The 25,649-nt window shown below is 66.7% G+C and carries 23 protein-coding genes; 2 read left to right on the plus strand and 21 right to left on the minus strand.

Annotated elements, in window-relative coordinates; translation table 11 throughout:
• Positions 1–2: 2 nt before the first annotated feature.
• From atpD to AC4D2R_RS07375, 11 genes are all read right to left on the minus strand, one after another.
• On the minus strand, positions 3–1,466 hold the full coding sequence (atpD, locus tag AC4D2R_RS07325) for a F0F1 ATP synthase subunit beta (RefSeq protein WP_490899840.1): 1,464 nt from the start codon (positions 1,464–1,466) through the stop codon (positions 3–5).
• A gap of 51 nt (positions 1,467–1,517) precedes the next feature.
• Positions 1,518–2,411: a F0F1 ATP synthase subunit gamma gene (locus AC4D2R_RS07330; protein ID WP_490938888.1), complete on the minus strand. Its 894-nt coding sequence runs from the start codon at positions 2,409–2,411 to the stop codon at positions 1,518–1,520.
• 97 nt (positions 2,412–2,508) lie between these two features.
• On the minus strand, positions 2,509–4,137 hold the full coding sequence (gene atpA / locus AC4D2R_RS07335; RefSeq protein WP_490938890.1) for a F0F1 ATP synthase subunit alpha: 1,629 nt from the start codon (positions 4,135–4,137) through the stop codon (positions 2,509–2,511).
• 94 nt (positions 4,138–4,231) lie between these two features.
• Positions 4,232–5,047, minus strand: a complete 816-nt coding sequence (locus AC4D2R_RS07340) for a F0F1 ATP synthase subunit delta (protein ID WP_490938892.1) — start codon at positions 5,045–5,047, stop codon at positions 4,232–4,234.
• Complete coding sequence (locus AC4D2R_RS07345) at positions 5,047–5,595, minus strand: F0F1 ATP synthase subunit B (protein WP_490899836.1); 549 nt, start codon at positions 5,593–5,595, stop codon at positions 5,047–5,049. Before AC4D2R_RS07345 ends, AC4D2R_RS07340 begins: the two co-directional genes overlap by 1 nt.
• A gap of 50 nt (positions 5,596–5,645) precedes the next feature.
• Positions 5,646–5,861 carry an ATP synthase F0 subunit C gene (locus AC4D2R_RS07350; protein ID WP_019481292.1) on the minus strand — a complete coding sequence of 72 codons (216 nt, stop codon included), beginning with the start codon at positions 5,859–5,861 and terminating at the stop codon, positions 5,646–5,648.
• Between the two features lie 73 nt (positions 5,862–5,934).
• Positions 5,935–6,756 (minus strand): F0F1 ATP synthase subunit A, encoded by an 822-nt coding sequence (atpB, locus tag AC4D2R_RS07355; protein ID WP_490899835.1) that lies wholly within the window; start codon positions 6,754–6,756, stop codon positions 5,935–5,937.
• A gap of 85 nt (positions 6,757–6,841) precedes the next feature.
• Positions 6,842–7,150, minus strand: a complete 309-nt coding sequence (locus AC4D2R_RS07360) for a hypothetical protein (protein WP_490938894.1) — start codon at positions 7,148–7,150, stop codon at positions 6,842–6,844.
• Positions 7,140–7,616, minus strand: a complete 477-nt coding sequence (locus AC4D2R_RS07365; protein ID WP_490938896.1) for a Cg1360 family ATP-synthase-associated protein — start codon at positions 7,614–7,616, stop codon at positions 7,140–7,142. Before AC4D2R_RS07365 ends, AC4D2R_RS07360 begins: the two co-directional genes overlap by 11 nt.
• Before the next feature lie 134 nt (positions 7,617–7,750).
• Positions 7,751–8,773, minus strand: a complete 1,023-nt coding sequence (locus AC4D2R_RS07370; protein ID WP_490938898.1) for an MraY family glycosyltransferase — start codon at positions 8,771–8,773, stop codon at positions 7,751–7,753.
• Positions 8,770–10,635: a polysaccharide biosynthesis protein gene (locus AC4D2R_RS07375; protein WP_490938901.1), complete on the minus strand. Its 1,866-nt coding sequence runs from the start codon at positions 10,633–10,635 to the stop codon at positions 8,770–8,772. Before AC4D2R_RS07375 ends, AC4D2R_RS07370 begins: the two co-directional genes overlap by 4 nt.
• A 177-nt stretch (positions 10,636–10,812) precedes the next feature.
• On the opposite strand from AC4D2R_RS07375, the gene AC4D2R_RS07380 reads away from it, so the two are divergent.
• Positions 10,813–11,793, plus strand: coding sequence for a glycosyltransferase (locus AC4D2R_RS07380; RefSeq protein ID WP_490938903.1), 981 nt, complete (start codon positions 10,813–10,815; stop codon positions 11,791–11,793).
• 137 nt (positions 11,794–11,930) lie between these two features.
• Here the strand turns inward: AC4D2R_RS07380 and AC4D2R_RS07385 are convergent, their stop codons facing one another.
• The 10 genes from AC4D2R_RS07385 to argS form a co-directional block, all read right to left on the minus strand.
• Positions 11,931–12,674, minus strand: coding sequence for an L-threonylcarbamoyladenylate synthase (locus AC4D2R_RS07385; RefSeq protein WP_490938905.1), 744 nt, complete (start codon positions 12,672–12,674; stop codon positions 11,931–11,933).
• Between the two features lie 126 nt (positions 12,675–12,800).
• Entirely contained in the window at positions 12,801–13,709 is a 909-nt protein-coding gene (locus tag AC4D2R_RS07390; protein WP_490938907.1) for a glycosyltransferase, read from the minus strand.
• A gap of 1 nt (position 13,710) precedes the next feature.
• Complete coding sequence (gene prmC, locus AC4D2R_RS07395; protein WP_490938909.1) at positions 13,711–14,610, minus strand: peptide chain release factor N(5)-glutamine methyltransferase; 900 nt, start codon at positions 14,608–14,610, stop codon at positions 13,711–13,713.
• A gap of 3 nt (positions 14,611–14,613) precedes the next feature.
• Complete coding sequence (gene prfA, locus AC4D2R_RS07400) at positions 14,614–15,693, minus strand: peptide chain release factor 1 (RefSeq protein WP_490938911.1); 1,080 nt, start codon at positions 15,691–15,693, stop codon at positions 14,614–14,616.
• A gap of 188 nt (positions 15,694–15,881) precedes the next feature.
• Positions 15,882–17,975 carry a transcription termination factor Rho gene (gene rho / locus AC4D2R_RS07405; RefSeq protein WP_490938913.1) on the minus strand — a complete coding sequence of 698 codons (2,094 nt, stop codon included), beginning with the start codon at positions 17,973–17,975 and terminating at the stop codon, positions 15,882–15,884.
• 294 nt (positions 17,976–18,269) lie between these two features.
• Positions 18,270–19,259, minus strand: a complete 990-nt coding sequence (gene thrB / locus AC4D2R_RS07410) for a homoserine kinase (protein WP_490938915.1) — start codon at positions 19,257–19,259, stop codon at positions 18,270–18,272.
• Positions 19,237–20,364: a threonine synthase gene (gene thrC / locus AC4D2R_RS07415; protein WP_490899823.1), complete on the minus strand. Its 1,128-nt coding sequence runs from the start codon at positions 20,362–20,364 to the stop codon at positions 19,237–19,239. The genes thrB and thrC overlap by 23 nt, the downstream gene beginning before the upstream one ends.
• Positions 20,365–21,696: a homoserine dehydrogenase gene (locus AC4D2R_RS07420; protein WP_490938917.1), complete on the minus strand. Its 1,332-nt coding sequence runs from the start codon at positions 21,694–21,696 to the stop codon at positions 20,365–20,367.
• Complete coding sequence (gene lysA, locus AC4D2R_RS07425) at positions 21,693–23,198, minus strand: diaminopimelate decarboxylase (protein ID WP_490938919.1); 1,506 nt, start codon at positions 23,196–23,198, stop codon at positions 21,693–21,695. Before lysA ends, AC4D2R_RS07420 begins: the two co-directional genes overlap by 4 nt.
• A 2-nt stretch (positions 23,199–23,200) precedes the next feature.
• The gene (gene argS / locus AC4D2R_RS07430; protein ID WP_490938921.1) at positions 23,201–24,850 is read right to left on the minus strand and encodes an arginine--tRNA ligase; all 1,650 of its coding nucleotides are present in this window, start codon (positions 24,848–24,850) and stop codon (positions 23,201–23,203) included.
• 229 nt (positions 24,851–25,079) lie between these two features.
• On the opposite strand from argS, the gene AC4D2R_RS07435 reads away from it, so the two are divergent.
• Positions 25,080–25,640 carry a hypothetical protein gene (locus AC4D2R_RS07435; RefSeq protein WP_490938923.1) on the plus strand — a complete coding sequence of 187 codons (561 nt, stop codon included), beginning with the start codon at positions 25,080–25,082 and terminating at the stop codon, positions 25,638–25,640.
• Positions 25,641–25,649 lie beyond the last annotated feature (9 nt).

A 25,649-nucleotide genomic window follows, 5' to 3' on the forward strand; every position in this document is an offset into this window, starting at 1 on the left:
CGTTACTTTCCGGTCCGCTCTTGGATCTTCGCCCACTGGCGCTCGACGTCGTCGAGTCCGCCAATGTTGAAGAACGCCTGCTCGGCGATGTGGTCAAGGTCGCCGTCGCAGATGGCGGTGAAGCCCTCAATGGTGTCCTTGATGCTCACAGTTGAACCCTCAACGCCGGTGAACTGCTTGGCGGTGTAGGTGTTCTGCGAGAGGAACTGCTGGATGCGGCGGGCGCGGGAGACGACGATCTTGTCTTCTTCGGACAGTTCGTCGACACCCAGGATCGCGATGATGTCCTGGAGTTCCTTGTTCTTCTGGAGGATCTGCTTGACCCGGACCGCGGTGTTGTAGTGGTCGTGGCCGATGTACTGCGGATCCAGGATGCGCGAGGTCGACGCCAGCGGGTCGATGGCCGGGTACAGTCCACGCGAAGCGATTTCGCGGGAGAGCTCGGTCGTCGCGTCGAGGTGCGCGAAGGTCGTCGCCGGAGCCGGGTCGGTGTAGTCGTCGGCGGGGACGTAGATAGCCTGCATCGAGGTGATGGAGTGGCCCTTCGTCGAGGTGATGCGCTCCTGGAGGACGCCCATCTCATCGGCGAGGTTCGGCTGGTAACCCACGGCGGAAGGCATACGGCCCAGCAGGGTCGACACCTCCGAACCGGCCTGGGTGAAGCGGAAGATGTTGTCGATGAAGAGCAGCACGTCCTGCTTCTGCACATCGCGGAAGTACTCCGCCATGGTCAGCGCCGACAGTGCAACCCGGAGACGGGTTCCCGGCGGCTCATCCATCTGGCCGAACACCAAAGCGGTGTCCTTGAGCACTCCGGCCTCTTCCATTTCGACCCAGAGGTCGTTGCCCTCGCGGGTACGCTCGCCCACGCCGGCGAAAACGGAGGTGCCGCCGAAGTTGCGGGCAACACGGGTGATCATTTCCTGGATCAGCACCGTCTTTCCCACACCGGCGCCGCCGAACAGGCCGATCTTTCCACCCTTGATGTAGGGGGTGAGGAGGTCGATGCTCTTGATGCCCGTTTCGAGCATCTCGGTCGAGCCCTCGAGGGAGGCGAACGAAGGAGCCTTGCGGTGGATGGGCCAGCGCTCGGTGATCTCGAGTGCCGATTCCTCGACGTCGAGGGGCTTGCCCAGCACGTTGAAAATGTGTCCCTTGACGCCGTCGCCGACGGGCACGGAAATTGCCGAGCCGGTGTCCTGCACCACGGTGCCGCGGACGAGGCCGTCAGTGGCCTGGAGCGAGATCGCCCGGACCAGGTTGTCGCCGAGGTGCTGCGAGGTCTCGAAGGTGATCATGTGCGTCTCACCGTTGAGGGTGATCTCGGTGGTCAGCGCGTTGTAGATTGCGGGGATCGCGTCAGCAGGAAACTCGACGTCGACAACCGGGCCAATGACACGTGCAATACGGCCGGTAGCTCCGGGGGCAACTGAGTCCGTACCGTGTTCAACAGTCTGGGCAGTCATCTCTCTCACTTCATTTACGTAGATGGCGTGGAACTAAGATTATCTGGTGGATCAGGATGCGCTCAGCGCGTCGGCGCCTGCGACAATCTCCGAAAGCTCCTGCGTGATTTCCGCCTGGCGGGCGGTGTTGCGCAGACGCGTGTACTTCTTGATGAGGTCGGTCGCGTTGTCGCCTGCGGACTTCATTGCGCGCTGGCGGGCCGCGAGCTCGCTCGCCGCCGCCTGGAGAAGCGCGGCGAAGATCCGTGACTCGATGTAGCGCGGCAGGAGGGCATCGAGCACCCGCTCCGGCTCCGGCTCGTACTCGTAGAGGGGAAGCAGATCGGAGGTGTCTCCGGCTTCTTCCTCGACGACTTCAAGCGGAAGCAGGCGGATGACCGTCGGCTCCTGCGAAACCATTGACCGGAAGCGCGTGTAGACGACGTGGATCTCGTCGACTCCGCCGTCGTCGTAGCCGGTGATGAACTGCTCGACGAGCTCCGTACCGATTTCCCGCGCGGTGGCGAACTCCGGAGCGTCGGTCCCGCCGGTCCAGAACTTCTCGTACGAGCGGCCCCGGAACTCGAAGTATGCCTGGGCCTTGCGCCCGACGAGGAAGGTCTTTACTTCCTTGCCCTCTTTGCGGAGCATTTCGAGAAGCGACTCGGTCTGCTTCAGCACGCTTGCCGAGTAGGAACCGGCAAGGCCGCGGTCCGAGGTCATCACGAGAACCGCGGCGCGGCGCACCTCGGTGTGCTCGGTGGTCAGGGGGTGGTCGATCTCCGACTGCGATGCCACTGCAGAAACGGCACGGGTAATCGCATTGGCGTAAGGCAACGACGCTGCGACGCGTGTGCGTGCCTTTCCAATGCGAGAGGTCGCGATCAGCTCCATCGCCTTGAAAATCTTCCGCATCGACGTCGTCGAAGCGATTTTCTGGCGGTAGACCCGAATCTGGGCTCCCATACTTGTCCTTTCCTCCACTCCCGCGCGGGAAGTGGCTAAGGCTCAAGGCCCGGGCCGCCGGAGGACAGCGTTCTGTCCTCCAGCGGCCGCGGTGCCTCTAGCGCTTCTGCTTGACGATCTTTTCCTGGTCGACTGCGTCCTCGGAAAGGGGGTCGTGCTTCTGGTGGGCCGTGAGGCTCTCCCCCTGGCCGAAGAAGCCCTGCTTGAACTCGGCGACCTGAGACTTCAGCTCGTCGACGGTCGAGTCCTCAAGCACGTTGGTCTGCGCCAGCGTTGTGAGAACCGATGACCGGTTGCGCAGGTGGTCAAGGAACTCGGTTTCGAACCGCTTGACGTCGCTGACAGGCACCTCGTCGAGGTGTCCGTTCGTGCCGGCCCAGATGGAGACGACCTGCTCTTCGACGGGCATCGGGGAGTACTGGCCCTGCTTGAGCAGTTCCATCAGGCGCGCACCGCGGGTCAGCTGCTGGCGCGAGGCGGCGTCGAGGTCCGAGGCGAACATCGCGAAGGCCTGCATGTCGCGGTACTGCGCCAGGTCGAGCTTCAACGTGCCCGAGACCTTCTTCATCGACTTGACCTGCGCGGCACCGCCAACGCGGGAAACCGAAACGCCGACGTCGACCGCAGGGCGCTGGTTGGCGTTGAACAGGTCGGACTGCAGGAAGATCTGGCCGTCCGTGATCGAGATGACGTTTGTCGGGATGTAGGCCGACACGTCGTTCGCCTTGGTCTCGATGAGCGGCAGACCCGTCATCGAACCGGCACCGAGCTCGTCGGAGAGCTTCGCACAGCGCTCGAGCAGGCGGGAGTGCAGGTAGAACACGTCGCCGGGGTAGGCTTCGCGTCCCGGCGGCCGGCGCAGCAGCAGCGACACCGCACGGTAGGCCTCGGCCTGCTTCGACAGGTCGTCAAACACGATCAGGACGTGCTTGCCGCCGTACATCCAGTGCTGGCCGATGGCCGAACCGGCGTAGGGGGCGAGGTACTTGAAGCCGGCCGGGTCGGAGGCCGGGGAAGCGACGATCGTCGTGTACTCCAGTGCACCCTTGTCTTCGAGGGTCTGGCGGACGGCGGCGATTGTCGAAGCCTTCTGGCCGATTGCGACGTAGATGCAGCGGACCTGCTTCTGAACGTCGCCGGACTCCCAGTTGGCCTTCTGGTTGATGATCGTGTCGACGGCGATTGCCGACTTGCCGGTCTGGCGGTCACCGATGATCAGCTGGCGCTGGCCGCGCCCGATCGGGATCATCGCGTCGATTGCCTTAAGACCGGTCTGCATCGGCTCGTGAACCGACTTGCGCATCGTTACGCCGGGAGCCTGAAGCTCGAGCGCGCGCCGGCCCTCGGCCTGAATCTCGCCAAGCTCGTCGAGGGGCTGGCCGAGCGGGTCGACGACGCGTCCGAGGAACGCATCCCCAACGGGCACCGAGAGGATCTCGCCGGTCCGGTGTACTTCCTGGCCTTCTTCGATGCCGGAGTAGTCGCCTAGGACGACGACGCCGATCTCGCGGGTATCAAGGTTCTGGGCCAAGCCCAGCGTGCCGTCCTCGAAACGCAGCAGCTCGTTCGCCATGACCGAAGGCAGACCCTCAACCTTGGCAATGCCGTCGCTTGCGGTGGTGACGCGGCCAACTTCGACGCGCTCCGCATTTCCGGGTTCGTAGGACGCCGCAAACTCGTTCAACGCATTACGGACATCTTCAGCGTTGATGGTCAATTCGGCCATCTGCAGTCCCTGCTCTCCTGTGTTGCGATCACCACCGCCGGCGGTGACCTGTGTGTAATTCAGTGTTGGATCAATCTTCAGGCGCGGTGTGCGCCTATCCCGCCAGTCGTCGGCGGAGTTCGGACAGCCGCGTGAACACTGTGGAGTCGACCATCTCGTCGCCCACGCTGACACGCACACCACCGATCAAGGAGGGATCAACGCTGACGTTGATCTTCAGTTCACGGCCGTACAGGCGGTTGAGCCCTGCTTCAAGCTTCGACAGCTGCTCCGGAGTCAGCGGACGGGTGACGCTGACAGTTGCGATCCACCGCTGCTGCCGCAGTGCGACAAGCTCGACGAACCGCTGGACAAGCTGGGTAGGCCGCAGGCCGCGCGGGGTGGTGACCGCCTGGCGGATGAGCAGCTTCGCCTCTTCGCCCGCGTCGGGAACCAGGCGGAACGCCAGCGCGGTCTTCGCTTCCGGGCTCGCTTGGGGATCCGACAGGGCGCGCTGCAGCTCATGGTTCGAGCCCACGAGGCCGATAAAGGAGAACAGGTCACTCTCGAGCCGGTCGAGGCCTTCAGTGCCCGATCCGGCCGCTTCCGCCACCGCAATGGCAACGGTCGCGGCGAGGGTTTCCAAAGCGTCGCCGAGGTCGCGGGGGCGGGCCCACCGCTCTGCGACGAGCGCCTTGACTACCGAGGCAGCATCAGCCGAGACCCTGCCTGCCACGAGCTGGTCCACGAGCGCCGCCTTGTCCGCGCCGGAGCGGGACGGGTCGGTCAGCGCGCGCCGCAGGCCGGCGTTGCTGTCAAGGATGGCGAGGATTCCGAAGAGCTCCTCCGCCAGCGGCAACTTCGCTCCGGGGAGGCGTGATTCAAGCTCCGCGCGGACTGTGGCAAGGGACTGGCTTGATACTCCGGCCATTACTTCGCCGCACCTGCGCTTTGGTTCTCAAGGTCGGCGAGGAAACGGTCAACGACACGTGCCGAGCGCGCGTCGTCGGCCAGCGACTCTCCAACGATGCGGCTTGCCAGATCCGTTGCCAGCGTGCCGACCTCGGCGCGGAGCGACACGACTGCTGCCTGGCGCTCGGCCTCGATCTGGACATGTGCCTGCTCGGTGATCCGGGACGCCTCCGCTGCTGCCTTCTCCTTGAGCGAGGCAAGGATCTGGGCACCTTCGGCGCGCGCTTCCTCACGGATGCGGTTTGCCTCGGCACGGGCGTCGACAAGCTGCTGCTTGTACTCTTCGCGCGCCGCGTTGGCTTCGGCCTGGGCTGCTTCGGCCCGGGCCATTCCGCCTTCGATGGCTTCGGTGCGCTCTGCGAAGGTCTTCTCGAACGCCGGCATCACGTACTTGATGACGATGAACAACAGGACCGCGAAGCCCACTAGTGTGACGAGGATTTCCCACCCGTTTGGGACGAGCGGGTTTGCGCCCTCTTCCGCTGCCATAATGGCTGCATTAAACATCTTTCACCCGTCTTTCTTCAACTGGTCTTCGGATCTCCAGCCTGGAGTTGTTAGGCGCCGATGACGAAGGCGAAGACCAGACCGAGGATCGCGAGAGCTTCGGTCAGGGCCAGGCCAAGGAAGGCGATGGGCTGAAGAACGCGCTGCGCCTCGGGCTGACGTGCTACGCCGTTGATGTAGGCGGCGAATACGAGACCCACGCCGATACCACCGCCGATTGCGGAGAGACCGTATCCAACGAGGTTGAGGCTACCCTGTACTTCCATTGTGTTCCTTTCAAGATGCCGCCTTGGTGCGGCAGGTTGTTTGGGATCATCCCCGACGGGGAAGAATTTGTGATCAGTGGGCGTCGGCGTGAAGCGCGCCCTCGATGTAAATCGCGGCAAGCAGCGTGAAGACGTACGCCTGGAGGATCATGATCAGCGCTTCGAGCATATACATCGCGACTGAGCCGCCCAGGACGAGGACGCCGGTTCCCTGCAGCAGGATGCTGCCCGAGAGTGCCATGTATTCGATGGCCGAACCCGCAAGGGTGATGATGAGGTGCCCTGCGAGCATCGTCGCGAAGAGTCGGAGCGAGTGGGTCACGGGCCGCACGAGGAAGTTCGAGATGATCTCGATCGGGATCAGCAGCGGCATGATGTACCACGGGACGCCGGAGGGGACGACCGCGAGCTTGAAGTACCGCAGCCCGTGCTTCTTGATGCCAATGGCGATCCAGAGGATGTAGAAGATCCCGGCGATCGCGTAGGCGCTTCCCGGATGGGAGAAGGTCGGAAGCTGAAGGAACGGGATGGCGCCGAAGATGTTGTTCACCAGGATGAAGAAGAACACGGCGAACAGCCAGGGCACGTACTTCAGGTAGTCACGGCCGCCGATGATGTCCTTGCCGATGGAGTTCCGTACGAACCCGTACGCGGACTCGCCGAGGAACTGCATCCTGCCCGGGACCATTTGGCCGCGCCGCGAGGCGGCGATGAAGAAGGCTGCGATGAGGATGACGGAGAGGATGATCAGCAGCATCTGCTTGCCGAAGCCACCTTCGAACCAGACGCCGTATTCACCACGCCAGGGGAAGATATCGGGGTAGTGGGTCTCTTCAATCGTGGGGGCTACGAAGCCCTCATCAGTTGTTGCGGCCGGGAGCGCAAGCGCGATCAACGCGTTTCCTCTCTGCAGTGTCCATCGTTGGGCATGATACGACCGGTGACAGCGACACTGCTCCGGCTCATTAAGTTTTTAGGTGTCACTTCGGGCTGTTCTCCGGAGGCTCTGGGCTGCCCTGCGGCGTGGAGCCGGGATCAGAGAGGTGCGATCGGGTGAGGTTGTGCATGTGGGAGAGGTAGAAACCGCCCCCGGCACCCAAGAGAGCCCCTGCGAGCACTATCCAACGTGTTCCCAGAAGATTATCCAGGCCCCACCCTATCAAACTCCAGACTAGGATCCCGCCAGTGATGTAGCTGAAGACGGCGATTCCAGCGTTGTAACCGCCCGAGCCGTAACGGCCGCGGGCGTCGTCGCCGGAGCCGTTCTCCTGCGCGTTGTCAGGCGCCATGTCCTGCCTCCTCCGGGTCGTTGTAGAGCTGGTGTCGGGTACGCGAAAACACGAAGATTTCGACGGTCTGCCAGACGATCACGGTGCTGACGGCGCCGGTGAAGAACCAGGTCCGGTCGAGCCACTGCGGGGTGCCCAAAAGGAACAGCACAGCGGCGAATCCGACCACCTTGATGGCGTAGGTGACGGCGAAGAGCCCGAGGGCACCCGAGGGGTTCGTCTTCCCGGCGAAGTGGCCGATGAGCAGGCTGATGCCGAAGAAGGCGGCAACCACGCCGTAGCCGAAGGCGGCGCTGAGGGCCGCCCCGGGGCCGGCCGTAAGGGCCGCCGCCGTCGAAAGCAGGGCCGTGGTGCCCACCGTCACCGCGGCGCAGCGGACCAGGATCCGCAGCCACGGCGATTGTTCCGGACCGGAGACGCCAAGCCGCGGCCCGGCAGGGGCACCCGAGGCATCTTGAGGAGTCACAGCGTTCCGTCCGTGGTGTTTGGGGGGTCCGTCGGCCATTGCTGGCTTCGGACCGGGAAGGCACTCGCGCGGCTCAGGCCGGCGGCGCACACAACATTCTACAGCAGATAGAAATCGCGGCCCCCCGCAGGGGCTCAGACTGTCCGGCGTTCCCGCCGTTTGGCGGAGGCGGCGGCAAAGAGGCGGGGACTGTAGAGGTAGGCGCACACGACCGCTGCCGCGAACAGGGAGGCGGCGACCGCGATCGGCGGCTCGGCCGTCGCGGCGACGAAACCGGCGGCACCGGTGAGGCCGGAGGCCACGGTGACGAGCAGGGCGACCTGGACGTGGGTGAGCCCCGTGTCGGTCAGCCGCTGGTAGACGTGCGAGCGGTGGGAGGCATAGAGGCGTTCGCCCCTGCGCGCCCGCCGCAGGAAGGTGGTGAAGGTGTCGGCCAGGTAGATCAGCACCGGGGAAAGGAGGTACTCGAGGTAGACCCCGGCGAGGAGCCCTGCCACCGCGGTCGCCGCGATCGAGGCCCCCAGCAGGTAGCTGCCGACGTCGCCGAGGAAGACGAAGCCGCGGCCGAGGTTCCAGGGCAGGAACGCGAGGAACGCGACGCCGATGACCAGTCCGGTCACCGTGAGCCACCACTGGCCGCTGAGCACTCCGGCGAGGGAGTAGAACCCGCCGGCAAGTGCGCCGTGCATTCCCGAAATGCCGTTGATGCCGTCCATGAAGTTCGCGGCGTTGATGTAGGTGGCGAAGGCTATCGCCCCGACGGGAACCCACCAGTAGCTCTGGCCGATCGCTGCGGCAAGGGCGGCTGTGCCCACCGCTCCGATCAGCAGCTGGATACTGGCCCTGGCCACGATCGACACTCCGCGCAGGTCCTCGATCCAGCCGATGAGGGAGGCTCCGGCGATCATGAGGAGGATGACGGCGGGCAGGGAACGGTCGACCGCGATGAGGCCTGTGGCGAGCGCGAGCACCAGGCCGCCGGCGATCCCGCCTGCCACGGCGAGTCCCATCCCCCGGATGACCACCGTGCTGTGCGACGAGCGGTGGTTCGGGACGTCGAGGACGCCGTGCCGCTGGAGGAGGGGCTTGATCGCCGCCGGAAGCAGCGCACTGAGCGTGAACGCGGCGGCCGACACCGCGACCAGCAGCGGGATCACTGCAGCGCCTTGCCGTTTGAGGGTTCGGGCATGCCCGTACCGGCGGCCAGCGGGAACGCTCCCCTGCTCCGGAACTCCTGGAGGTCGAGGTGGGAGGGATCAAGCGGGGCAACAGGCGTGTGGGAAATCTTGGGGTGGAGCGGCCGCGAATCGTCTTCGTCGATTCCCACGAGGTCCTCGTGCATCTTCTCGCCTGGCCGCAGCCCGGTGAAGACAATGTCGATGTCCTTGCCGGACATCGCGATCATGCGCTGGGCCACGTCGAGGATCTTCACCGCCTCGCCCATGTCGAGGATGAGCACCTCCCCCGCACGTCCGATCGCACCGGCCTGGACCACGAGCTGGCAGGCCTCGGGGATCGTCATGAAGAACCGGGTGACCTCGGGGTCGGTCACGGTGATCGGACCCCCGCTGCGGATCTGCTCGGTGAACAGCGGAAGCATGGAGCCCCGGCTGCCGATGACATTGCCGAACCTGACCGAGACATACTTCCGGCCGGTGCGCGCGGCATACCAGGCGGTGATCCGCTCGGCCAGCCGCTTCGAATGGCCCAGCACGCTCGTGGGGTTCGCCGCCTTGTCGGTTGAGATGTTCACGAAATTTGTCACCCCTGCGGCTTCAGCCGCCCGCAGGACGTTCGCGGTGCCCTGGACGTTCGTCTTCCAGGCTTCCTCCGGGTACTGCTCGAGCAGCGAGACGTGCTTGAGTGCCGCGGCGTGGAAGACCACCTCGGGCCTGCGCTCCTCGAATATCCCCAGGAGCGTTTCGGCGTCGCGGATGTCGGCAAGGACGGTGTCGGGCCCGGTGAGCAGCCCCCTGCCGGTCAGCGAGATCTGGGTTGTCTGCAGGCCGGTCTCGTCGCGGTCGAGCATGATCAGCTCCTTCGGGCTGAACTCGGCCAGCTGCCGGCACAGCTCGGATCCGATCGAACCACCGGCCCCGGTGACCAGCACCCGGCGTCCGGTGATGTACCCGGCGACCTCGTCGGCGTGGATGTCGACGGGCCGCCGCCCGATGAGGTCCTCGACGGCCACCTCGCGGAAGTCGGAAAGACCGGTTCCGGCTCCGAGCATGTCGCGCAGGGGCGGGAGGACAAGAACCTTGATGCTGAGGCCCGCAACGAGATCTGACACGCGGCGCACCTGCGAGGCCTCGACCTCGGAGAAGGCGATGACGAGCACCGAGGGTTTGGTCCGCGCCACGATGTCGGGCAGGTCGTCGAGGCGCCCGAGGACGGGCACCGAGGAGAGCCGGAGGTGCTTCTTGGCCGGGTCGTCGTCGATGAGTCCGACCGGGAAGTAGGGGGATTCCGGATCCTGCATCATGCGTCCCACGAGGGAATTGCCAAGGAACCCGGCGCCGTAGATCAGGGTCCGCTGGGCGTCTTCACCCGGACGCGCCTTGCTCTCGACGTACATGCGCTTGAGGTAGCGGGTGGAGGCGAGGAAGATGCAGGCGAAGGGGAACGCGATGATGCCGATGCTGCGGGGAATTTCGATCACGGTGAAGAAGGCGACGCTGACCAGGACCAGGATCACCGAGACGATGACCGTCACGATGACCAGCAGCTTGGCTTCGTGGAAGCTTCCGAAGCTGTAGCGCCCGCGGTAGAGGGCGAAACTCAAGCCCACGAGCAGCTGGGCGGCGACGGCGACCGCGCAGAAGACGACCACGCCCTCGGCGTTGATCTCGTTGACGAGCAGTTCGTAACGCAGCACCAGCGCGAGGAGGATCGCCACCACCCAGGCCACGGCGTCCAGCATGTACTGGGACCACAGCCAGAAAGCGGGTTTGTCCCCGCGCGGGGTCATGGTTTCGGTGGATCCCCTCGGGGGTTCACTGTGACCGTCGGTTCGACTCATGGTTCCTAACAAACGTTGAGGCAGGAGTTCGCCTGCCGGCGTCCTCGGACCCCGCGGGTTCTGCTCGGCCGTTGGACTGCGGCGGTGTAATAGACTCGTTCTACCCGAGAATACTAGCCGCACATCCCTGCGCCTCCCGCGACAATCGCGTGTTGCCGCGGATTCGAAAGGATCAGTTTGGAGCAGCAGAACCGGAAGATCCCGGGCGTGTCGGAACAGCGCGTGATGCTCGTTATCACCACCTTCAACCGCTCGGAGTACCTCCGCCGGCTGCTCGATTCGGTCGAGGTGCTCAACCCGGCCCCCGCCGCGGTCGTCGTTGTCGACAACGCGAGCACCGACGGCACGGCGGACATCATCGCAGAAGCCGCTGCCCGTTTCCCCTATCCGCTGCTTCACCACCGGCTCGCCGAGAACACCGGCGGCGCGGGCGGCTTTTCAGCCGGAGTGGAGCGGGCGCTCGACGAAGGCGCCGACTGGCTGTGGCTGATGGACGACGACGTCGAGGCCCTGCCGGATGCGTTGGCGTCCTTCGCCCCGTGGATGGAGCGCTACTCGTGCATCCACGGCCGCCGGTGGGATGCCGAGGGCAGGCCGTTCTTCTGGCAGCACCGGTTCATCGATTTCCTGGGCATCTACCTTCCGGTGCGCGGCAACGTGTTCGAGCACTCCCCGGTATTCCGCACCAACGTCGGCTGCTTCGAGGGAATGCTCGTTTCCTCAGGCGCGGTGCGTGAGGTGGGGCTTCCCGATCCGCGGTTCTTCATCAACGGAGACGACTCGACGTACGGCTGGCTCATCTCCCAGCACCACCCCGTTGTCTACGTCGACGAATACGTGCTGCGGAAGACCCGGGTGCAGCGCCAAATCAGCCTGGGGATCCGCCACCTCAACGATTCGAGCAACCTCAGCAGGTTCTATGCCATGCGCAACCGCGGGCACATCGGACAGTACCTGCGCAGCCGGGGCCGGTTCTCCCGGCCAGGCTTCGCCCTGGGCACCGCGCTCACGTTCGGCAAGGAACTGCTGCGGCTTGTCGCCGTCGAGCGCTCGCTGTCCGGCAGTGCGGAACTCTGGCGCGGCTGGCGCGCGGCTCGGAGCATCCTGGCCGACCCCGCGTGGCGCCCGATGCCGCCGCTCGTCAAGACCCCTGCCTGAGAAGGAGGCCGCGCCGTACGGGAATCGGCGCCTCATGGAAATCGGCGCCTGATGGGAACCGGAGCTGAACGGCGGCCCAGGGTGCGGGCTGCATGGATCCCGGCTGCGTGGGTTCCGGCTACACGGGTTCCGACCGCCTAGGGCTGGTCCGGCTGCCGTGCTTCGGTCGGACCCGCGCCCGGCGCGGCCTCGCCTTGGGTACCAGATGCTGCCGGCGCGGTTCCGCCGGAACCGTCGGCGCCGACAATTGCCGGAACAACCCCGCGCAGCCGTTCCAGGGACAGTGTTCCCTGCCGCACCACCCGGAGCAGCTCCCCCGTTGCGTCGACAATGGTCGAGCCGATGCCCCCGCCGGAGCGCGGGCCGCCGTCGAGGTACACCACAGCCGATCCTTCAAGCTGCGCCAGCGCTTCGGCCGCCGTCGAGGCGGCGGGGCTGCCCGTCCGGTTCGCGGAGGAAACGGCGAGCGGGCCGGTCAGGATCAGCAAGTCCAGGGCCACCCGGTCGTCGGGCATGCGCAGCGCAACGGTTCCGAGGGTTTCACCAAGATCCCAGGTGAGCGAGGGCTGGGCATGGCAGATGAGGGTCAATCCCCCGGGCCAGAACGCCTCTGCAAGCGCGCGGGCTTCGGGGCGGATGTCGGCGGCCAGTCCATCCATCGTCGACAGGCGCGGAATCAGCACCGGCGGCGGCATGTTCCGGCCCCGGCCCTTGGCGGCGAGCAGCGAGGCAACCGCCTGCGGTGAGAAAGCATCGGCGGCGATCCCGTAGACCGTGTCCGTCGGAATCACGACGCACTGCTTTGAGGCGATGGCACGCTGCGCCGCAGCGAGCCCCTCGCTCCGCTGGGCCGGATCGGAACAGTCGTACATGGTGCTCACGCCGTCATCCTTATCTCTTTTCCATTCAGGCAGGTCAGGGGCGGGCCGGCGGTGGCCAGCACATCTCTGCCATTGTGCACATTTCTGACATTCAGCGCAGGCGCGACAGCCTCCGCTGCCGGATTGTCAGCGCATTTCCGACATCAGGCGCTCGGGCGCGCCGAACCCCTTGCCCCGGAACCCTGCCGAGTAGGCCCGAAGCCACCGGCTGAAACCGCGTGCGTCGCCCGAACGCAGGAAGTAATACGGGAACCCGGCGAGGTCGGCGGCGAACCAGCGCAGGTTCCGGTATTTGCGGGTGAGGTACCCCCGGTTGCGGAAGTAGCAGTAACGCTTGAAGTCGCCCTCCGGCACGACGGGCGTGATGAAGCCGCCGAAGACCGGTTTCATTTCCGTCCAGGTGGCCGGGTGGCGGACCGCGACCGTCGCAACGGTCCCGTATTTCAGGCCGGCCTTTTTGACCCGCGAAAGGAAATCGACCTCGTCGCCGCGGATGAAGAACTTCAGGTCGGGCAGTCCAATGGTGTGGAAGACCTCGCTGCGGATCAGTGCCCCGTTGAAGAAGTGGACCATGTTGGGCAGGTACTTCATTTCCGCCAGGCGTGCCCGGTCGTTGGTCAGCAGGCCGTTGATGCGGAAATTGAACGAAAGCCGGTTCGGATCGGAGGTTGCCGCGACGAGCGGGCTGACGATGTCGAGGTCGTGTTCGTTCGCCGCCCGGAGCAGCTCGGCGAGGCAGGTCTCGTCCTCGGGGTGCCCGTCGTCGTCCATGAGCCAGATCCACTCGGCGCCGGTAGCCAGGGCCGCAAGGATGGAGTAGGCGAAGCCGCCGGCTCCGCCGAGGTTCGCCTCCGAGCGCAGGTAGGTGACGTTCTCCCCCGCCGCGGCGACGACCTCCTGCGCAGGACGCGTGCCCGAATCGACGAGCGCGATGGCGGAAATCTGCGCGGTTTGCTGCGCCAGGGCACGGAGCAGCTGCCCGAGTTCCTCGTGGCGGTCAAAGGTGACTGCCGCTACTGCTACTTTTGCGTGCATCTTAGGCTTCCCCATCAATTCGTTGTGGTGGTGGTGAGACTGCTCCGGCGGCCCGTCCCGTGAACACCGCGCTGGTGGCGCGTTCGCGCCCGTTGAGGTCGCGGTGCGTGGTGATGTCCGTCCAGAGACCGGCGCGCTTGAGCATCGAGGCGATCCAGGCGGCCTGGACCTCTGCGTGTTCCATCACGAAGAACCCTGCCGGCTTCAGCAGCCGGGCCGCCGTGCGGGCGGCAGCGGCCGGCAGCACCATTCCGTCCTCGCCCCCGCCGTACAGGGCCTCGGGAGGATCGTGAAGCGCCACCTCGGGTTCGTTGGGGATCGCCGCTGCGGGAATGTAGGGAGGATTCGAGACAACGATGTCGAAGGTTCCATCGTGCTCGGGGAGCGCGTCGGTGAGGTCCGCCCGGACCAGTTCGACACCCCGGGGTGCGAGGTTGACCTCCGCCCAGGCCGCCGCAAGCTCGCTCAGTTCAACGGCAAACACCTTGGCGCCGGGAACCTCGTCCGCCACCGCCGCCGCGATTGCGCCGGAACCGGTGCCGAGGTCGACGATCTTCGGGGACGACAGCGCCGAGCCCCGGTCAATGACAAGCTGCGCCACCGATTCCGTCTCGGGACGCGGAAGGAACACACCCGGCCCGACGGCGAGCTCAACATGCCGGAAATAGGCGCGTCCCGTGAGGTGCTGAAGCGGGATGCGCCGGGCACGCTCACGCACCAGGGCCTCGAATCCTTCCGGCGCGGCGGATCCGAGGATGGCCAACGCACGGATCCTGCCGGTGCTTACCCCCAGGAGATGCGCGGCGAGCAGTTCGGCGTCGACCCGCGGGCTGGGCACTCCCGCCTCGGCGAGGGTGCGCGCGGCTGCGGCCAGTGCTGCGTCGAGCGGTTGTTCGGGCAACGCTTAGTCGTCCGCGCCGATGGCGTCGAGGCGGGCCTGCTCGTCCATCTCGATGGCGGCCAGGACGACCGGCTCGAGGTCGCCGTTCATCACGGCGTCGAGGTTGTAGGCCTTGTACCCGGTGCGGTGGTCGGCGATCCGGTTCTCGGGGTAGTTGTAGGTGCGGATGCGCTCGGAGCGGTCCATGGTGCGGATCTGCGACTTGCGGATGTCGGAGTTCGCGGCGTCGATCTTCTCCTGCTCGTGGGCCAGGATGCGCGAGCGGAGCACGCGCATGGCCGCCTCGCGGTTCTGGAGCTGGGACTTCTCGTTCTGCATGGCCACGACGATCCCGGTGGGAAGGTGCGTGATGCGCACGGCGGAGTCGGTGGTGTTGACCGACTGGCCGCCGGGACCGGAGGAGCGGTAGACGTCGATCTTCAGGTCGTTCTGGCTGATCTCGACCTCCTCGGGCTCGTCGACCTCGGGCAGGACGAGCACCCCTGCGGCGGAGGTGTGGATGCGCCCCTGCGACTCGGTGACCGGAACGCGCTGGACCCGGTGCACGCCGCCTTCGAACTTCAGGCGCGCGTAGACGCCCTCCGCGGGGTCGTTTGATGAGCCCTTGATGGCCATCTGGACGTCCTTGTAGCCGCCGAGGTCCGACTCCGTTGCCGAGATGAGCTCGGTCTTCCATCCGCGCGATTCGGCGTAGCGGGTGTACATGCGCAGCAGGTCGCCGGCGAACAGGGCCGCCTCGTCGCCGCCTTCGCCGCCCTTGACCTCGATAATGACGTTGCGGCTGTCGTTGGGATCCCGGGGAATCAGGAGGCGCCGGAGGTTCTCCTGGGCCGTGGCGAGCTGCTCCTCAAGGACGGGAACCTCGGCGGCGAGCTCCGGGTCCTCCCCTGCCATCTCCTGCGCGGCCTCGAGGTCGTCCTTGAGGGTGCTCCACCGGTTGTGCGCATCGACGATGCGTCCAAGCTCTGCGTACCTGCGCCCGAGCCGGCGCGCCAGCGACTGATCGGCGTGGACGGCGGGGTCGGACAGCTGAAGCTGCAGTTCCGCATGCTCGTCGAGCAGGCCCTGGATGGACTCAAACATTGGTGTAAACCTCTTTCGGCTGTTGCAAGCCAGTCTAATGATTCATCGAGGACGCAGAAATCGCAGGGAAACACCCGGCGGAGCCGTAAGTACTGCGTCCTCGATGGCGGGGCGCTTAACGAGGCAGCCGCCCAGGATGTACGGACCGCCCGAGGCGGCCCGCACGCCCGTGGGCGGCTGCTGAAACGCTAATCCGAGTCTTTTGAACCCAGCGTGGTCTTTTGGACCTGCATGAGGAACTCGACGTTGGACTGCGTCTCCCGGATCTTGTTGGTGAGCAGCTCAAGCGCCTGCTGCTGCTCGAGTCCGGAGAGGACGCGGCGCAGCTTCCACATGATCTTGACCTCGTCCGGCGACAGGAGGTTCTCCTCGCGGCGGGTACCCGAAGCGTTGACGTCGACTGCGGGGAAGATGCGCTTGTCGGCGAGGTTGCGCGAGAGGCGCAGCTCCATGTTGCCGGTGCCCTTGAACTCCTCGAAGATCACCTCGTCCATCTTCGAACCGGTCTCAACGAGCGCGGTGGCGAGGATGGTCAGCGAGCCGCCGTTCTCGATGTTGCGGGCGGCACCGAAGAAGCGCTTCGGCGGGTACAGCGCCGCCGAGTCGACGCCGCCGGAGAGGATACGTCCCGACGCCGGGGCGGCCAGGTTGTAGGCACGGCCCAGGCGGGTCATCGAATCGAGGAGGACGACGACGTCCTTGCCCATCTCCACGAGCCGCTTGGCGCGCTCGATGGAGAGTTCGGCAACCGTCGTGTGGTCATCGGCCGGCCGGTCGAAGGTCGAGGCAATGACCTCGCCCTTGACGGTCCGCTGCATGTCGGTGACTTCTTCGGGACGTTCGTCGACGAGGACCATCATGAGGTGGACCTCGGGGTTGTTGATGGTGATCGCGTTGGCGATCGCCTGCAGGATCAGCGTCTTACCCGCCTTGGGCGGTGAAACGATGAGCCCGCGCTGGCCCTTGCCGATGGGAGCAACAAGGTCGATCACGCGCGGACCGATCTTCTTGGGCTCGGTCTCAAGACGCAGCCGCTCGGACGGGTACAGCGGCACGAGCTTGGCGAACTCCACCCGGTCCTTGAGGTCATCCGCCGGGAGGGCGTTCACCGAAGTGACGCGGACAAGGGCGTTGAACTTCTGGCGGGTACTGCTCTGGTTTTCGCCATCGCGCGGGGCACGGATCGCGCCGACGACGGCGTCGCCCTTGCGAAGGTTGTACTTCTTGACCTGGGCGAGCGAAACGTAGACGTCGTTGGGCCCGGGCAGGTAGCCGGAGGTGCGCACGAACGCGTAGTTCTCGAGGACGTCCAGGATGCCGGCAACGGGCAGCAGGACGTCGTCCTCGGTGACCTCGACGTCGTCGACGTCGGGGTTCTGGTTGCGTCCGCGGCGGCGGTCATTGCGGTCGGCGCGGTCACGGAAGCGGCTGCTGCGCTCGTCCTCGCGGGTGCCGCGGTTGGTGCGGTTGCGGCGGTTGCGTCCGCGGCCCTCGTCGTCACCGTTGCGCGAGTCGCCGTTGCGCGAGTCTCCATTGCGGGTGTCGCCGTTGCGGGGATCACCGTTCCGGGTGTCGCCGTTCCGGGAATCCGCGTTGCGGGTGTCGCCGTTGCGGTCGTCATCGCGGTCTGCGCGGGAGCGGTTGCGGTCGCGGCGCTCGTTGCGGTCGCCGCGGCCCTCGCCCGATGCTGCGGCGGGTGCTTCGGCCTGGCCCGGAGCGTCGTCGGCGGCAACCTCGCCGGCGTCTGCGCGGTCGTCGTTCCGGCGTCCGCGCCGGTTGCGCTGGCCCCTGCCGGAAGCCTCGCGTTCGTTGTTTCCGCGGCCCGCGGAGTCGGGCTGGTCCGCTGCGGTCTCGCCGGCGGGTGCCTCGGTGGCGGCGGGAGCGGCGTCGGTGGGTGCCTCGGTCGAGGAAAGGGTGCTCACAACGCCGTCGCTGCCCGCCCTGCGGTTGCGGTTGCGGGTGCGGGGGGCGCGCCCTGGCTGCTCGGCGGCCTGCGGCTCTGCCGCGGAGTCTGCGATTGACGCGGGAACGTCGTCCTCGGTGCGGACGGCCGGCGCCTTCTGGCGGTCGGCAACGGCCGATCCGCGCTGGTGATCTGAGATGGCGGCTACGAGGTCGCTCTTGCGCATCCTCGAACCACCGGTGATGCCAAGCTGGCCGGCAAGAGCCTGGAGCTGGGCGAGCTTCAAGCCAGCGAGGCCGCTGCTCTTTGAAGCTGGTGCGCTTTCTGTCTCAGCGCTTGTTGTATCCACACCTGGCAACAGGTCAGTGGTATCAGTCACGAAGGATCCTTCCCCCTCGTCGGGCGGCCACCGTTCGAGTGTGCCGCGTTGGTTAGCCCTGCTGCCGCTGTAGATGGACAGGAGGGGTTCGGCTGAACCGCAAGCACTGCGGAACGGCCGGGTGTTCTGGAAGCCTGAGGAAATCCGCGCGTCGGGAAAAATCCTGTCGCAACGATAAGTTCGGAGGCTACACCGGAGAATGTGCTACTGCTGATAAACCTGCAGTTTCACGGCGGTCTAAAGAGAGGACGGCCGGCTCAACAGAAGCACGCTTCAAAACCGTAAGTACGGTTCCTACCTTTGGTGCACTCTTACTTTAGCACCTTCGCGTGCCACATCGAGCCGAAGAATGCGCCACGAGCCGGGCGTGTCGCCTTCCGCAGTCAACGCCTTGAGTTCGGCTGTTATTTCCGCCGCCTGCTCCTTGCCGGCCGCCAGCGTCATCACCGTGGGTCCTGCACCGGAGATGACCGACGCGAAGCCCTTCGAGCGCATTGCCTTGAGGAGCGCGGCACTCGGGGCCATGGCGCTGGCACGCTGGTCCTGGTGGAGGGCGTCCTGCGTTGCGGGAAAGAGGAGGTCGGGGCGGTTCATGAGCGCGTGGACGAGCAGGGCCGCCCGCCCGGCGTTCGCCGCGGCCAGCCCGTGCGCCACCGACACGGGCAGCAGTGCGCGCGCGCTTTCCGTTGAGAGGGCGGTGTCCGGAACGGCCGCTATCGGAATGACGTCGGGGTGCACCTCGAGCCGGGCGCTCGAGTACGTGCCGTCGGTCTCCCAGGACACGGCCAGCGAACCCATGAGCGCGGGCGCGGCGTTGTCCGGATGGCCCTCGAGGGCGGAGCACCACTGCAGCAGGGCGGCGTCGTCGAGCCGGCCCTCCTCGGGCAGCAGCGCGTTCGCCGCAAGCGCGCCCGAGACGATTGCAGCGGCGGAGGAACCCAGTCCGCGCCCGTGCGGAATGGCGTTGACGGTTTCGACCTCGAGACCCGGCGACGACCAGCCGGCGTGCCGAAGCGTATCGAGCAGGGTGCGTGCCACGAGGTGGCCTGCATCGGTCGGCAGGGCCGCCGAGCCCTCCCCCGTCGGCGCAACGGTGGTTGTGCCGCTGGGCACTGTCCGCACGCGCACCTTGTCGAAGAGCGCAACGGCGAGACCAAGGCTGTCGAACCCGGGACCGAGGTTCGCGCTCGTTGCCGGCACGCTCACCTCGATGTCCTGGCCGACGTCGATCCGCCGCGCCGAGGCGGTGACGACGCCGTTGTCAGGAAGCGGCGTGATCCGCATGCGTCTCACCTTCCAGCCCGAGCGCGGCCGCGACGCTGACGACGTCGAAGTCCACCTTCGTTGGCTCAACGTCCGACCCGTCCGCCGTGCGCAGCGCCCACTGCGGATCCTTCAGGCCGTGGCCGGTGACGGTGATGACGATCGTCTTTCCTTCGGGCACCGCGCCTTCGGCGTGCTTCTTGAGCAGGCCGGCGACCCCGGCGGCCGAGGCAGGCTCCACGAAGACGCCCTCCCGGGAGGAGAGCCAGCGGTGGGCGGCAAGGATTTCATCGTCGGTGACCGCTTCGATGAGCCCGCCGGAGTCGTCGCGGGCCGCGATGGCGAGATCCCAGGAGGCCGGGTTGCCGATCCGGATCGCGGTGGCCAGCGTGTCGGGTTCGCTGATCGGGTGGCCCTTGACCAGCGGTGAGGCGCCCTCGGCCTGGAAGCCCCACATCACCGGGGTCTTCGTCGCCACGGGCGCAAGTTCGCCGTCGGCGGTGGCGTAGGGCGCCGCGTATTCCCGGTAGCCCTTCCAGTAGGCGCTGATGTTCCCGGCGTTGCCCACCGGAAGCAGGTGGTAGTCGGGGGCGTCGCCCAGGGAGTCGACGACCTCGAACGCGGCGGTCTTCTGGCCTTCGAGGCGGGCGGGGTTGACCGAGTTCACGAGGAACACCGGGTAGGCTTCGGCGAGCTTGCGGGCCACATCGAGGCAGTTGTCGAAGTTGCCGTTGACCTGGAGGAGCTGCGCGCCGTGGGCGATGGCCTGGCTGAGCTTCCCGAGGGAGATCTTGCCATCCGGCACCAGCACCGCGCAGGTGATTCCGGCCTGGGTGGCATACGCCGCGGCGGAGGCCGAAGTGTTGCCCGTCGAGGCGCACACAACGGCCTTGGCCCCTGCCGCGACGGCGGCGGTCATCGCCATGGTCATCCCGCGGTCCTTGAAGGAGCCCGTCGGGTTCATCCCCTCGACCTTCAGGTACACCTCGGAGCCGGTCAGCTCCGAGAGCGCCCGTGCGCGCACCAGCGGGGTTCCCCCCTCGCCGAGGGTGATGACCTCCGTGGAGTCGGTGACGGGCAGTCGGTCGGCGTACTCGCGGATGACTCCGCGCCACTGGTGGGCCACTTAGATTCCCTCTACTCGAAGAACTGATGTAACGGCGTTGATGATGGGCAGGGCGGCAACCTGCTTGACGGTTGCCGCAAGCGAAGCCTCGGTGCCCCGGTGGGTGACGATGCGCAGTTCCGCGGTTCCCTCAACGCCCGGGCCGGCCGAGTGGATCCGCTGGCGCATCGTCTCGATCGAGACGCCGTTGTCGGCGAAGATCGTCGCGATCTTCGCGAGCACTCCGGGCTGGTCCAGCACGTCGAGTCCGATGCAGTAGCTGGTGGTCACCGAATCGATCGCCAGCGCAGGAACGTGTCCGGTTGTCGTCTCGGTGCGGCCGGGGCCGCCGAGCACCATGCGGCGTGCGGCGCTGATGACGTCGCCGAGCACGGCCGACGCCGTCGGCGTTCCTCCGGCACCCTGGCCGTAGAACATGAGTTCGCCCGCGTTCTCGGCCTCGATGAAGACGGCGTTGAAGGCTCCGTGGACGGCGGCAAGGGGGTGGTCGGCCGGCAGGAGCGTCGGGTGGACCCTCACGTTGACGCCGTCCTCGCCGGCCGCATCGCGCAGCAGTTCGGCGATGGCGAGCAGCTTGATGACGTAGCCATCCTCCTTGGCCGCAGCGATGTCTTCTGCGCTTACGCCCGTGATGCCCTCGCAGCTGACGTTCTCGAGCCCGAACCGCGTGTGGAAGGACAGCGAGGCGAGGATCGCGGCCTTCGCGGCGGCGTCGTGGCCTTCGACGTCGGCGGTCGGGTCGGCTTCGGCGTAGCCGAGGTCCTGCGCCTGGCGCAGGGCGTCGGCGAACTGCGCCCCGGTCGAGTGCATCTGGTCGAGGATGTAGTTCGTCGTGCCGTTGACGATCCCGAGCACCCGGGTGATGCGGTCGCCCGACAGGCTGTCGCGGATGGGGCGCAGGATGGGGATCGCGCCGGCCACCGCCGCCTCGTAGGAGAGCTCCACTCCGGCGGCGTCGGCCTTTTCGTAGAGCGTCGGCCCGTCCTGGGCGAAGAGGGCCTTGTTGCCGCTGACCACTGTTGCTCCGTGCTCGATCGCGCGGAGGATCAGCGTCCGGGCCGGTTCGATGCCGCCCATGAGTTCGATGACGATATCGGCGTCCTCGACGAGCGCTGCGGCGTCGGTGGTGAACAGTTCGCGCGGCAGGTTTCCGGCGCGCTCTGTTTCGAGGGAGCGGACGGCGATGCCGGTGAGTTCAAGCGGGGCCCCGGCGCGGGCGCCGAGGGCTTCGGCGTCGTCGAGGAGGATGCGCGCCACCTGGGATCCGACGTTCCCGGAGCCGAGGAGGGCAACGCGCAGGGTCTTGCCCGAAGGCGATCCATTGTTTTTCATGCGGTTCGCTCGGCTCCTGTTGTTTCGAGGGGGCTGTGCGGGGCGGCCCGGGGAATGTCGCGGGCCAGCAGGTCGTCCTCGGTCTCGCCGCGGATGATCAGGCGCGCCTTTCCGTCGGCGACCGCCACGACCGGCGGCCGCGCAAGGTAGTTGTAGTTGCTCGACAGGGACCAGCAGTAGGCGCCGGTTCCCGGAACCGCGAGGAGGTCTCCCGCACCGGCATCGGCCGGAAGGTAGACGTCGCGGACAACGATGTCGCCGCTCTCGCAGTGCTTGCCCACAACGCGGGAGAGGACGGGGTCCGCCTCCGACGCCCGGGAGGCAAGGACGGCCGAGTAGTCGGCGTCGTACAGCACCGGGCGGGCGTTGTCGCTCATTCCGCCGTCAACGGAGATGTAGCGGCGCGGCGAGGTTGCCGGCGGGTTGTCCGGCTGCCCGGCGGCCGCGTCGACGTGAACGGTCTTGGTGACCCCGGCGGTGTAGAGCGTGAACGTGCTGGGGCCGCTGATGGCCCTCCCGGGTTCGATGGAGATGCGCGGCACGGCGAGTGACAGTTCGGCGCAGGTGGAGCCGACCACCCCGGCCATGGCCCGGGCGATCTCGGCGGCCGGCCGCGGCTCGTCGGCCTCCGTGTAGGCGATGCCGTATCCGCCGCCGAGGTCCAGTTCGGGGAGCTCGATGCCGTGGCGGTCCCTCACTCCGGCGAGGAAGCCCAGGAGCCGGCGCGCCGCGAGCTCGAAGCCCTCGGATTCGAAGATCTGCGACCCGATATGGCAGTGGACGCCGAGGAGGTTGATTCCCGGATCGGCGAGCGCCGCTGCGACGGCCTGTGCCGCCGGAGAGGCACCGGAGGCGTCGGCTGTTGCGGCGTCGGCCGCGAGGGAGAGCCCGAACTTCTGGTCCTCGTGCGCCGTTGCGATGAATTCGTGGGTTGAGGCGTGGACGCCGGGGGTCAGCCGCAGCAGGACGTTCGCCTGCCGTCCGCGCGCTGCGGCGAGTGAGCCCACAACCTCGATCTCCTCGAGGCTGTCAACGACGATCCTCCCGAGGTCGAGGTCGAGCGCGCGGTTGATTTCAGCCGCCGACTTGTTGTTGCCGTGAAGGCCGAGGCGGTGTCCCGGGATCCCGGCCCGCATCGCGACGGCAAGCTCGCCGCCGGAGCAGGTGTCGAGACCCAGCCCCTCCTCTGCCACCCAGTGCGCCACCTCCGTACAGAGGAACGACTTGCCGGCGTAGAAGACGTCGACTCCGCCGCACAGGTCCTGAAAGGCGTCGTTGAAGGCGTCGCGGAAAGCCCGGGCGCGGGAGCGGAAGTCTGCCTCCGAGACGACGAACAGGGGCGTTCCGAACTCGCGGGCAAGCTGGTCCACGGGAACGCCGTCGATTTCAAGGACGCCTCCTTCGGCCCGCTGCACATCCGTTGCCCAGAGCTTGCGCTCCAGGGTGTGCGAATCCCGGGGGACGGTCAGCCAGCCGGGGGCGAGCGGGGATGCCTGCGCCATCGCTACATCCTCTCCGGTGCCGAGACGCCGAGCAGCCCGAGCCCGTTGGCGAGCACCTGCTGCGTCGCGTTATTGAGCCAGAGCCGGCTCCGGTGCACCTCGCCCACGGGTTCCTCGCCCACCGGTGAGATGCGGCAGGCGTCGTACCAGCGGTGGTAGGTTCCGGCGATGACTTCGAGGTGCCTGGCGATCCGGTGCGGTTCACGGAACGCCGCGGCCTGCGCCGTCACGCCGGGAAACTGCCCCAGCGCGGCGAGAAGCTCTCCTTCGGTGGGGTGGGCGAGCGACGCGGCGTCGAAGCTGCTGGTGTCGACGCCGGCCGAGACCGCATTGCGTTCGACGGCGTGGGTGCGGGCGTGGGCGTACTGCACATAGAACACGGGGTTCTCGTTGCTCCGCTTGGTCAGGAGGTCGAGGTCAATATCGATGTTCGAGTCCGCCGAGAAACGCGCAAGCGTGTAGCGGGCGGCGTCGACACCGACGGCCTCCACGAGGTCCTCGAGCGTGACGACGGTGCCGTACCGCTTGGACATGCGCACCGGCTTGCCCTCCTTCACGAGGTTCACGAGCTGGCCGATCATGACTTCGATGGTGTCGGGGTCGTCCCCCAGCGCCGCGGCTGCCGCCTTGAGCCGGGCCACGTAGCCGTGGTGGTCGGCGCCGAGCATGATGATGTTCAGGTCGAAGCCCCGCTGGCGCTTGTTGACCATATAGCCGATGTCGCCGGCAATATAGGCAGGGGTTCCGTCCGAGCGGATCACGACGCGGTCGCGGTCGTCCCCGAAGTCGGTCGACTTCAGCCACCAGGCGCCGTCCTCGAAGAACAGGTTGCCCGAGTTTTTCAGCTGGTCGAGCAGTCCCTCGACGAAGTTGTTCTCGAAGAGGGAGCGCTCGTGGAAGTACACGTCGAAGTCGACGCCGAAGTCGTGGAGTGACTTCTTGATGTCGGTGAACATGAGGTCGACGCCGATGGCGCGGAACTGCTCGAGCGCCTCGTCCTCCGGCAGGGAGGGGATCGAGTGGTCCTTGGCGAGCACCCGCTGGGCGATGTCGATAATGTACTGTCCGCCGTATCCGTTCTCCGGCGCGGGCTGGCCCATTGCGCTCGCGTAGAGGGAGCGGGCGAAGCGGTCGATCTGTGCGCCGTGGTCGTTGAAGTAGTACTCGCGGGTGACGTCGGCGCCCTGCGACTGCAGGATGCGGGCCAGGGCGTCTCCCACTGCGGCCCACCGGGTGCCGCCGATGTGGATCGGCCCGGTCGGGTTGGCGGAGACGAATTCCAGGTTGATCTTCCGCCCGGCGAGGGTCGAATTGGTCCCGTAGGCCTTGCCCGCTTCGACGATGGTGCGGGCGAGCCCGCCCGCGGCCCCGGCGTCGAGGCGGATGTTGAGGAAGCCAGGTCCGGCGATCTCCACGGAGCGGACACCCTCGATGCCCTCGAGGCGGGAACTGAGGATCTGGGCGAACTGCCGCGGGTTCATTCCCGCCTGCTTCGACAGTTGAAGGGCGATGTTTGTTGCCCAGTCGCCGTGCTCGCGGTTCTTCGGCCGCTCAACGCGCACCTCGGTGGGCAGCTCGATGTCGAATTCGCCGTCGGCAACGGCGTTCTTCAGGCAAGCGGATATGGCGGCGGAAAGCTCTTCAGGAGTCACGTGTCCAGCATAACGGCGAGCCGGGGCGCGAGCCGTTTTGTGTGACGGCCGCGGCAGGAGTGAATGTGCCGGCGGTGCTTCACCATCCGTCGGCCACCTTGCAACGAATACCAGTCAGCTACGTAGTATTCAAGGTATTCATATCAGCCGCACCATCGGGTAGCTCGACGTGGGGCGCGTTTTCCGGCACCCAACGGGGACACCGGCGCCAACCTGAGGAGAAGCAATCGTGAAAATCGAAAATGCCGGACGCACCACGACCGACTCTTCAGCAGGGCCGGCCCCGGCCCGCCCTTCCGCGCGGGGATCGCGGCCGGTTCTGGCCGCGCTCGCGGCGGTGACACTGCTCGGCGCCGCAGGATGCGCCGGCAGCGAGCCCCAGGAGGCGGCCGGCGCGGATGCTGCGCCTTCGAGCACTGCACCTGCGGACACCGCTCCCTCCACCGCGCCGTCGTCCGGCGGGGAATCGACGGACGCCGCTGCCGCGGAACAGATGTATAAGGACGGCGAATACACCTCGGTCGGTTCCTATGTCTCCCCCGGAGGAACCGAGGAGATAGGTGTGACCCTGACCCTTGAGAAGGATGTGGTCACCGCCGTCGCAACCGAGCCCATGCCGAGCAATCCAACGGCGAAGCTCTACCAGGCGCGGTTCAGCGGCGGCATCGAGGACCAGATCGTTGGCAAGAAGCTCGACGACCTGGCGGTCGACAAGGTTGCCGGGTCGTCCCTGACCAGCGGCGGATTCGCGCAGGCCGCCGACAAGATCAAGGGTGAGGCGCGCCTCTAGCGCACCGCC

Source organism: Arthrobacter sp. TJ-217 (assembly GCF_058269255.1).

Coding starts and splice junctions, on each gene's coding strand:
- atpD (WP_490899840.1), bottom strand. CDS start 1,466: ATGACTGCCCAGACTGTTGAACACGGTACGGACTCAGTTGCCCCCGGA.
- AC4D2R_RS07330 (WP_490938888.1), bottom strand. CDS start 2,411: ATGGGAGCCCAGATTCGGGTCTACCGCCAGAAAATCGCTTCGACGACG.
- atpA (WP_490938890.1), bottom strand. CDS start 4,137: ATGGCCGAATTGACCATCAACGCTGAAGATGTCCGTAATGCGTTGAAC.
- AC4D2R_RS07340 (WP_490938892.1), bottom strand. CDS start 5,047: ATGGCCGGAGTATCAAGCCAGTCCCTTGCCACAGTCCGCGCGGAGCTT.
- AC4D2R_RS07345 (WP_490899836.1), bottom strand. CDS start 5,595: ATGTTTAATGCAGCCATTATGGCAGCGGAAGAGGGCGCAAACCCGCTC.
- AC4D2R_RS07350 (WP_019481292.1), bottom strand. CDS start 5,861: ATGGAAGTACAGGGTAGCCTCAACCTCGTTGGATACGGTCTCTCCGCA.
- AC4D2R_RS07360 (WP_490938894.1), bottom strand. CDS start 7,150: ATGGCGCCTGACAACGCGCAGGAGAACGGCTCCGGCGACGACGCCCGC.
- AC4D2R_RS07375 (WP_490938901.1), bottom strand. CDS start 10,635: ATGAGTCGAACCGACGGTCACAGTGAACCCCCGAGGGGATCCACCGAA.
- AC4D2R_RS07390 (WP_490938907.1), bottom strand. CDS start 13,709: ATGCACGCAAAAGTAGCAGTAGCGGCAGTCACCTTTGACCGCCACGAG.
- prfA (WP_490938911.1), bottom strand. CDS start 15,693: ATGTTTGAGTCCATCCAGGGCCTGCTCGACGAGCATGCGGAACTGCAG.
- thrB (WP_490938915.1), bottom strand. CDS start 19,259: ATGCGGATCACGCCGCTTCCTGACAACGGCGTCGTCACCGCCTCGGCG.
- AC4D2R_RS07420 (WP_490938917.1), bottom strand. CDS start 21,696: ATGAAAAACAATGGATCGCCTTCGGGCAAGACCCTGCGCGTTGCCCTC.
- lysA (WP_490938919.1), bottom strand. CDS start 23,198: ATGGCGCAGGCATCCCCGCTCGCCCCCGGCTGGCTGACCGTCCCCCGG.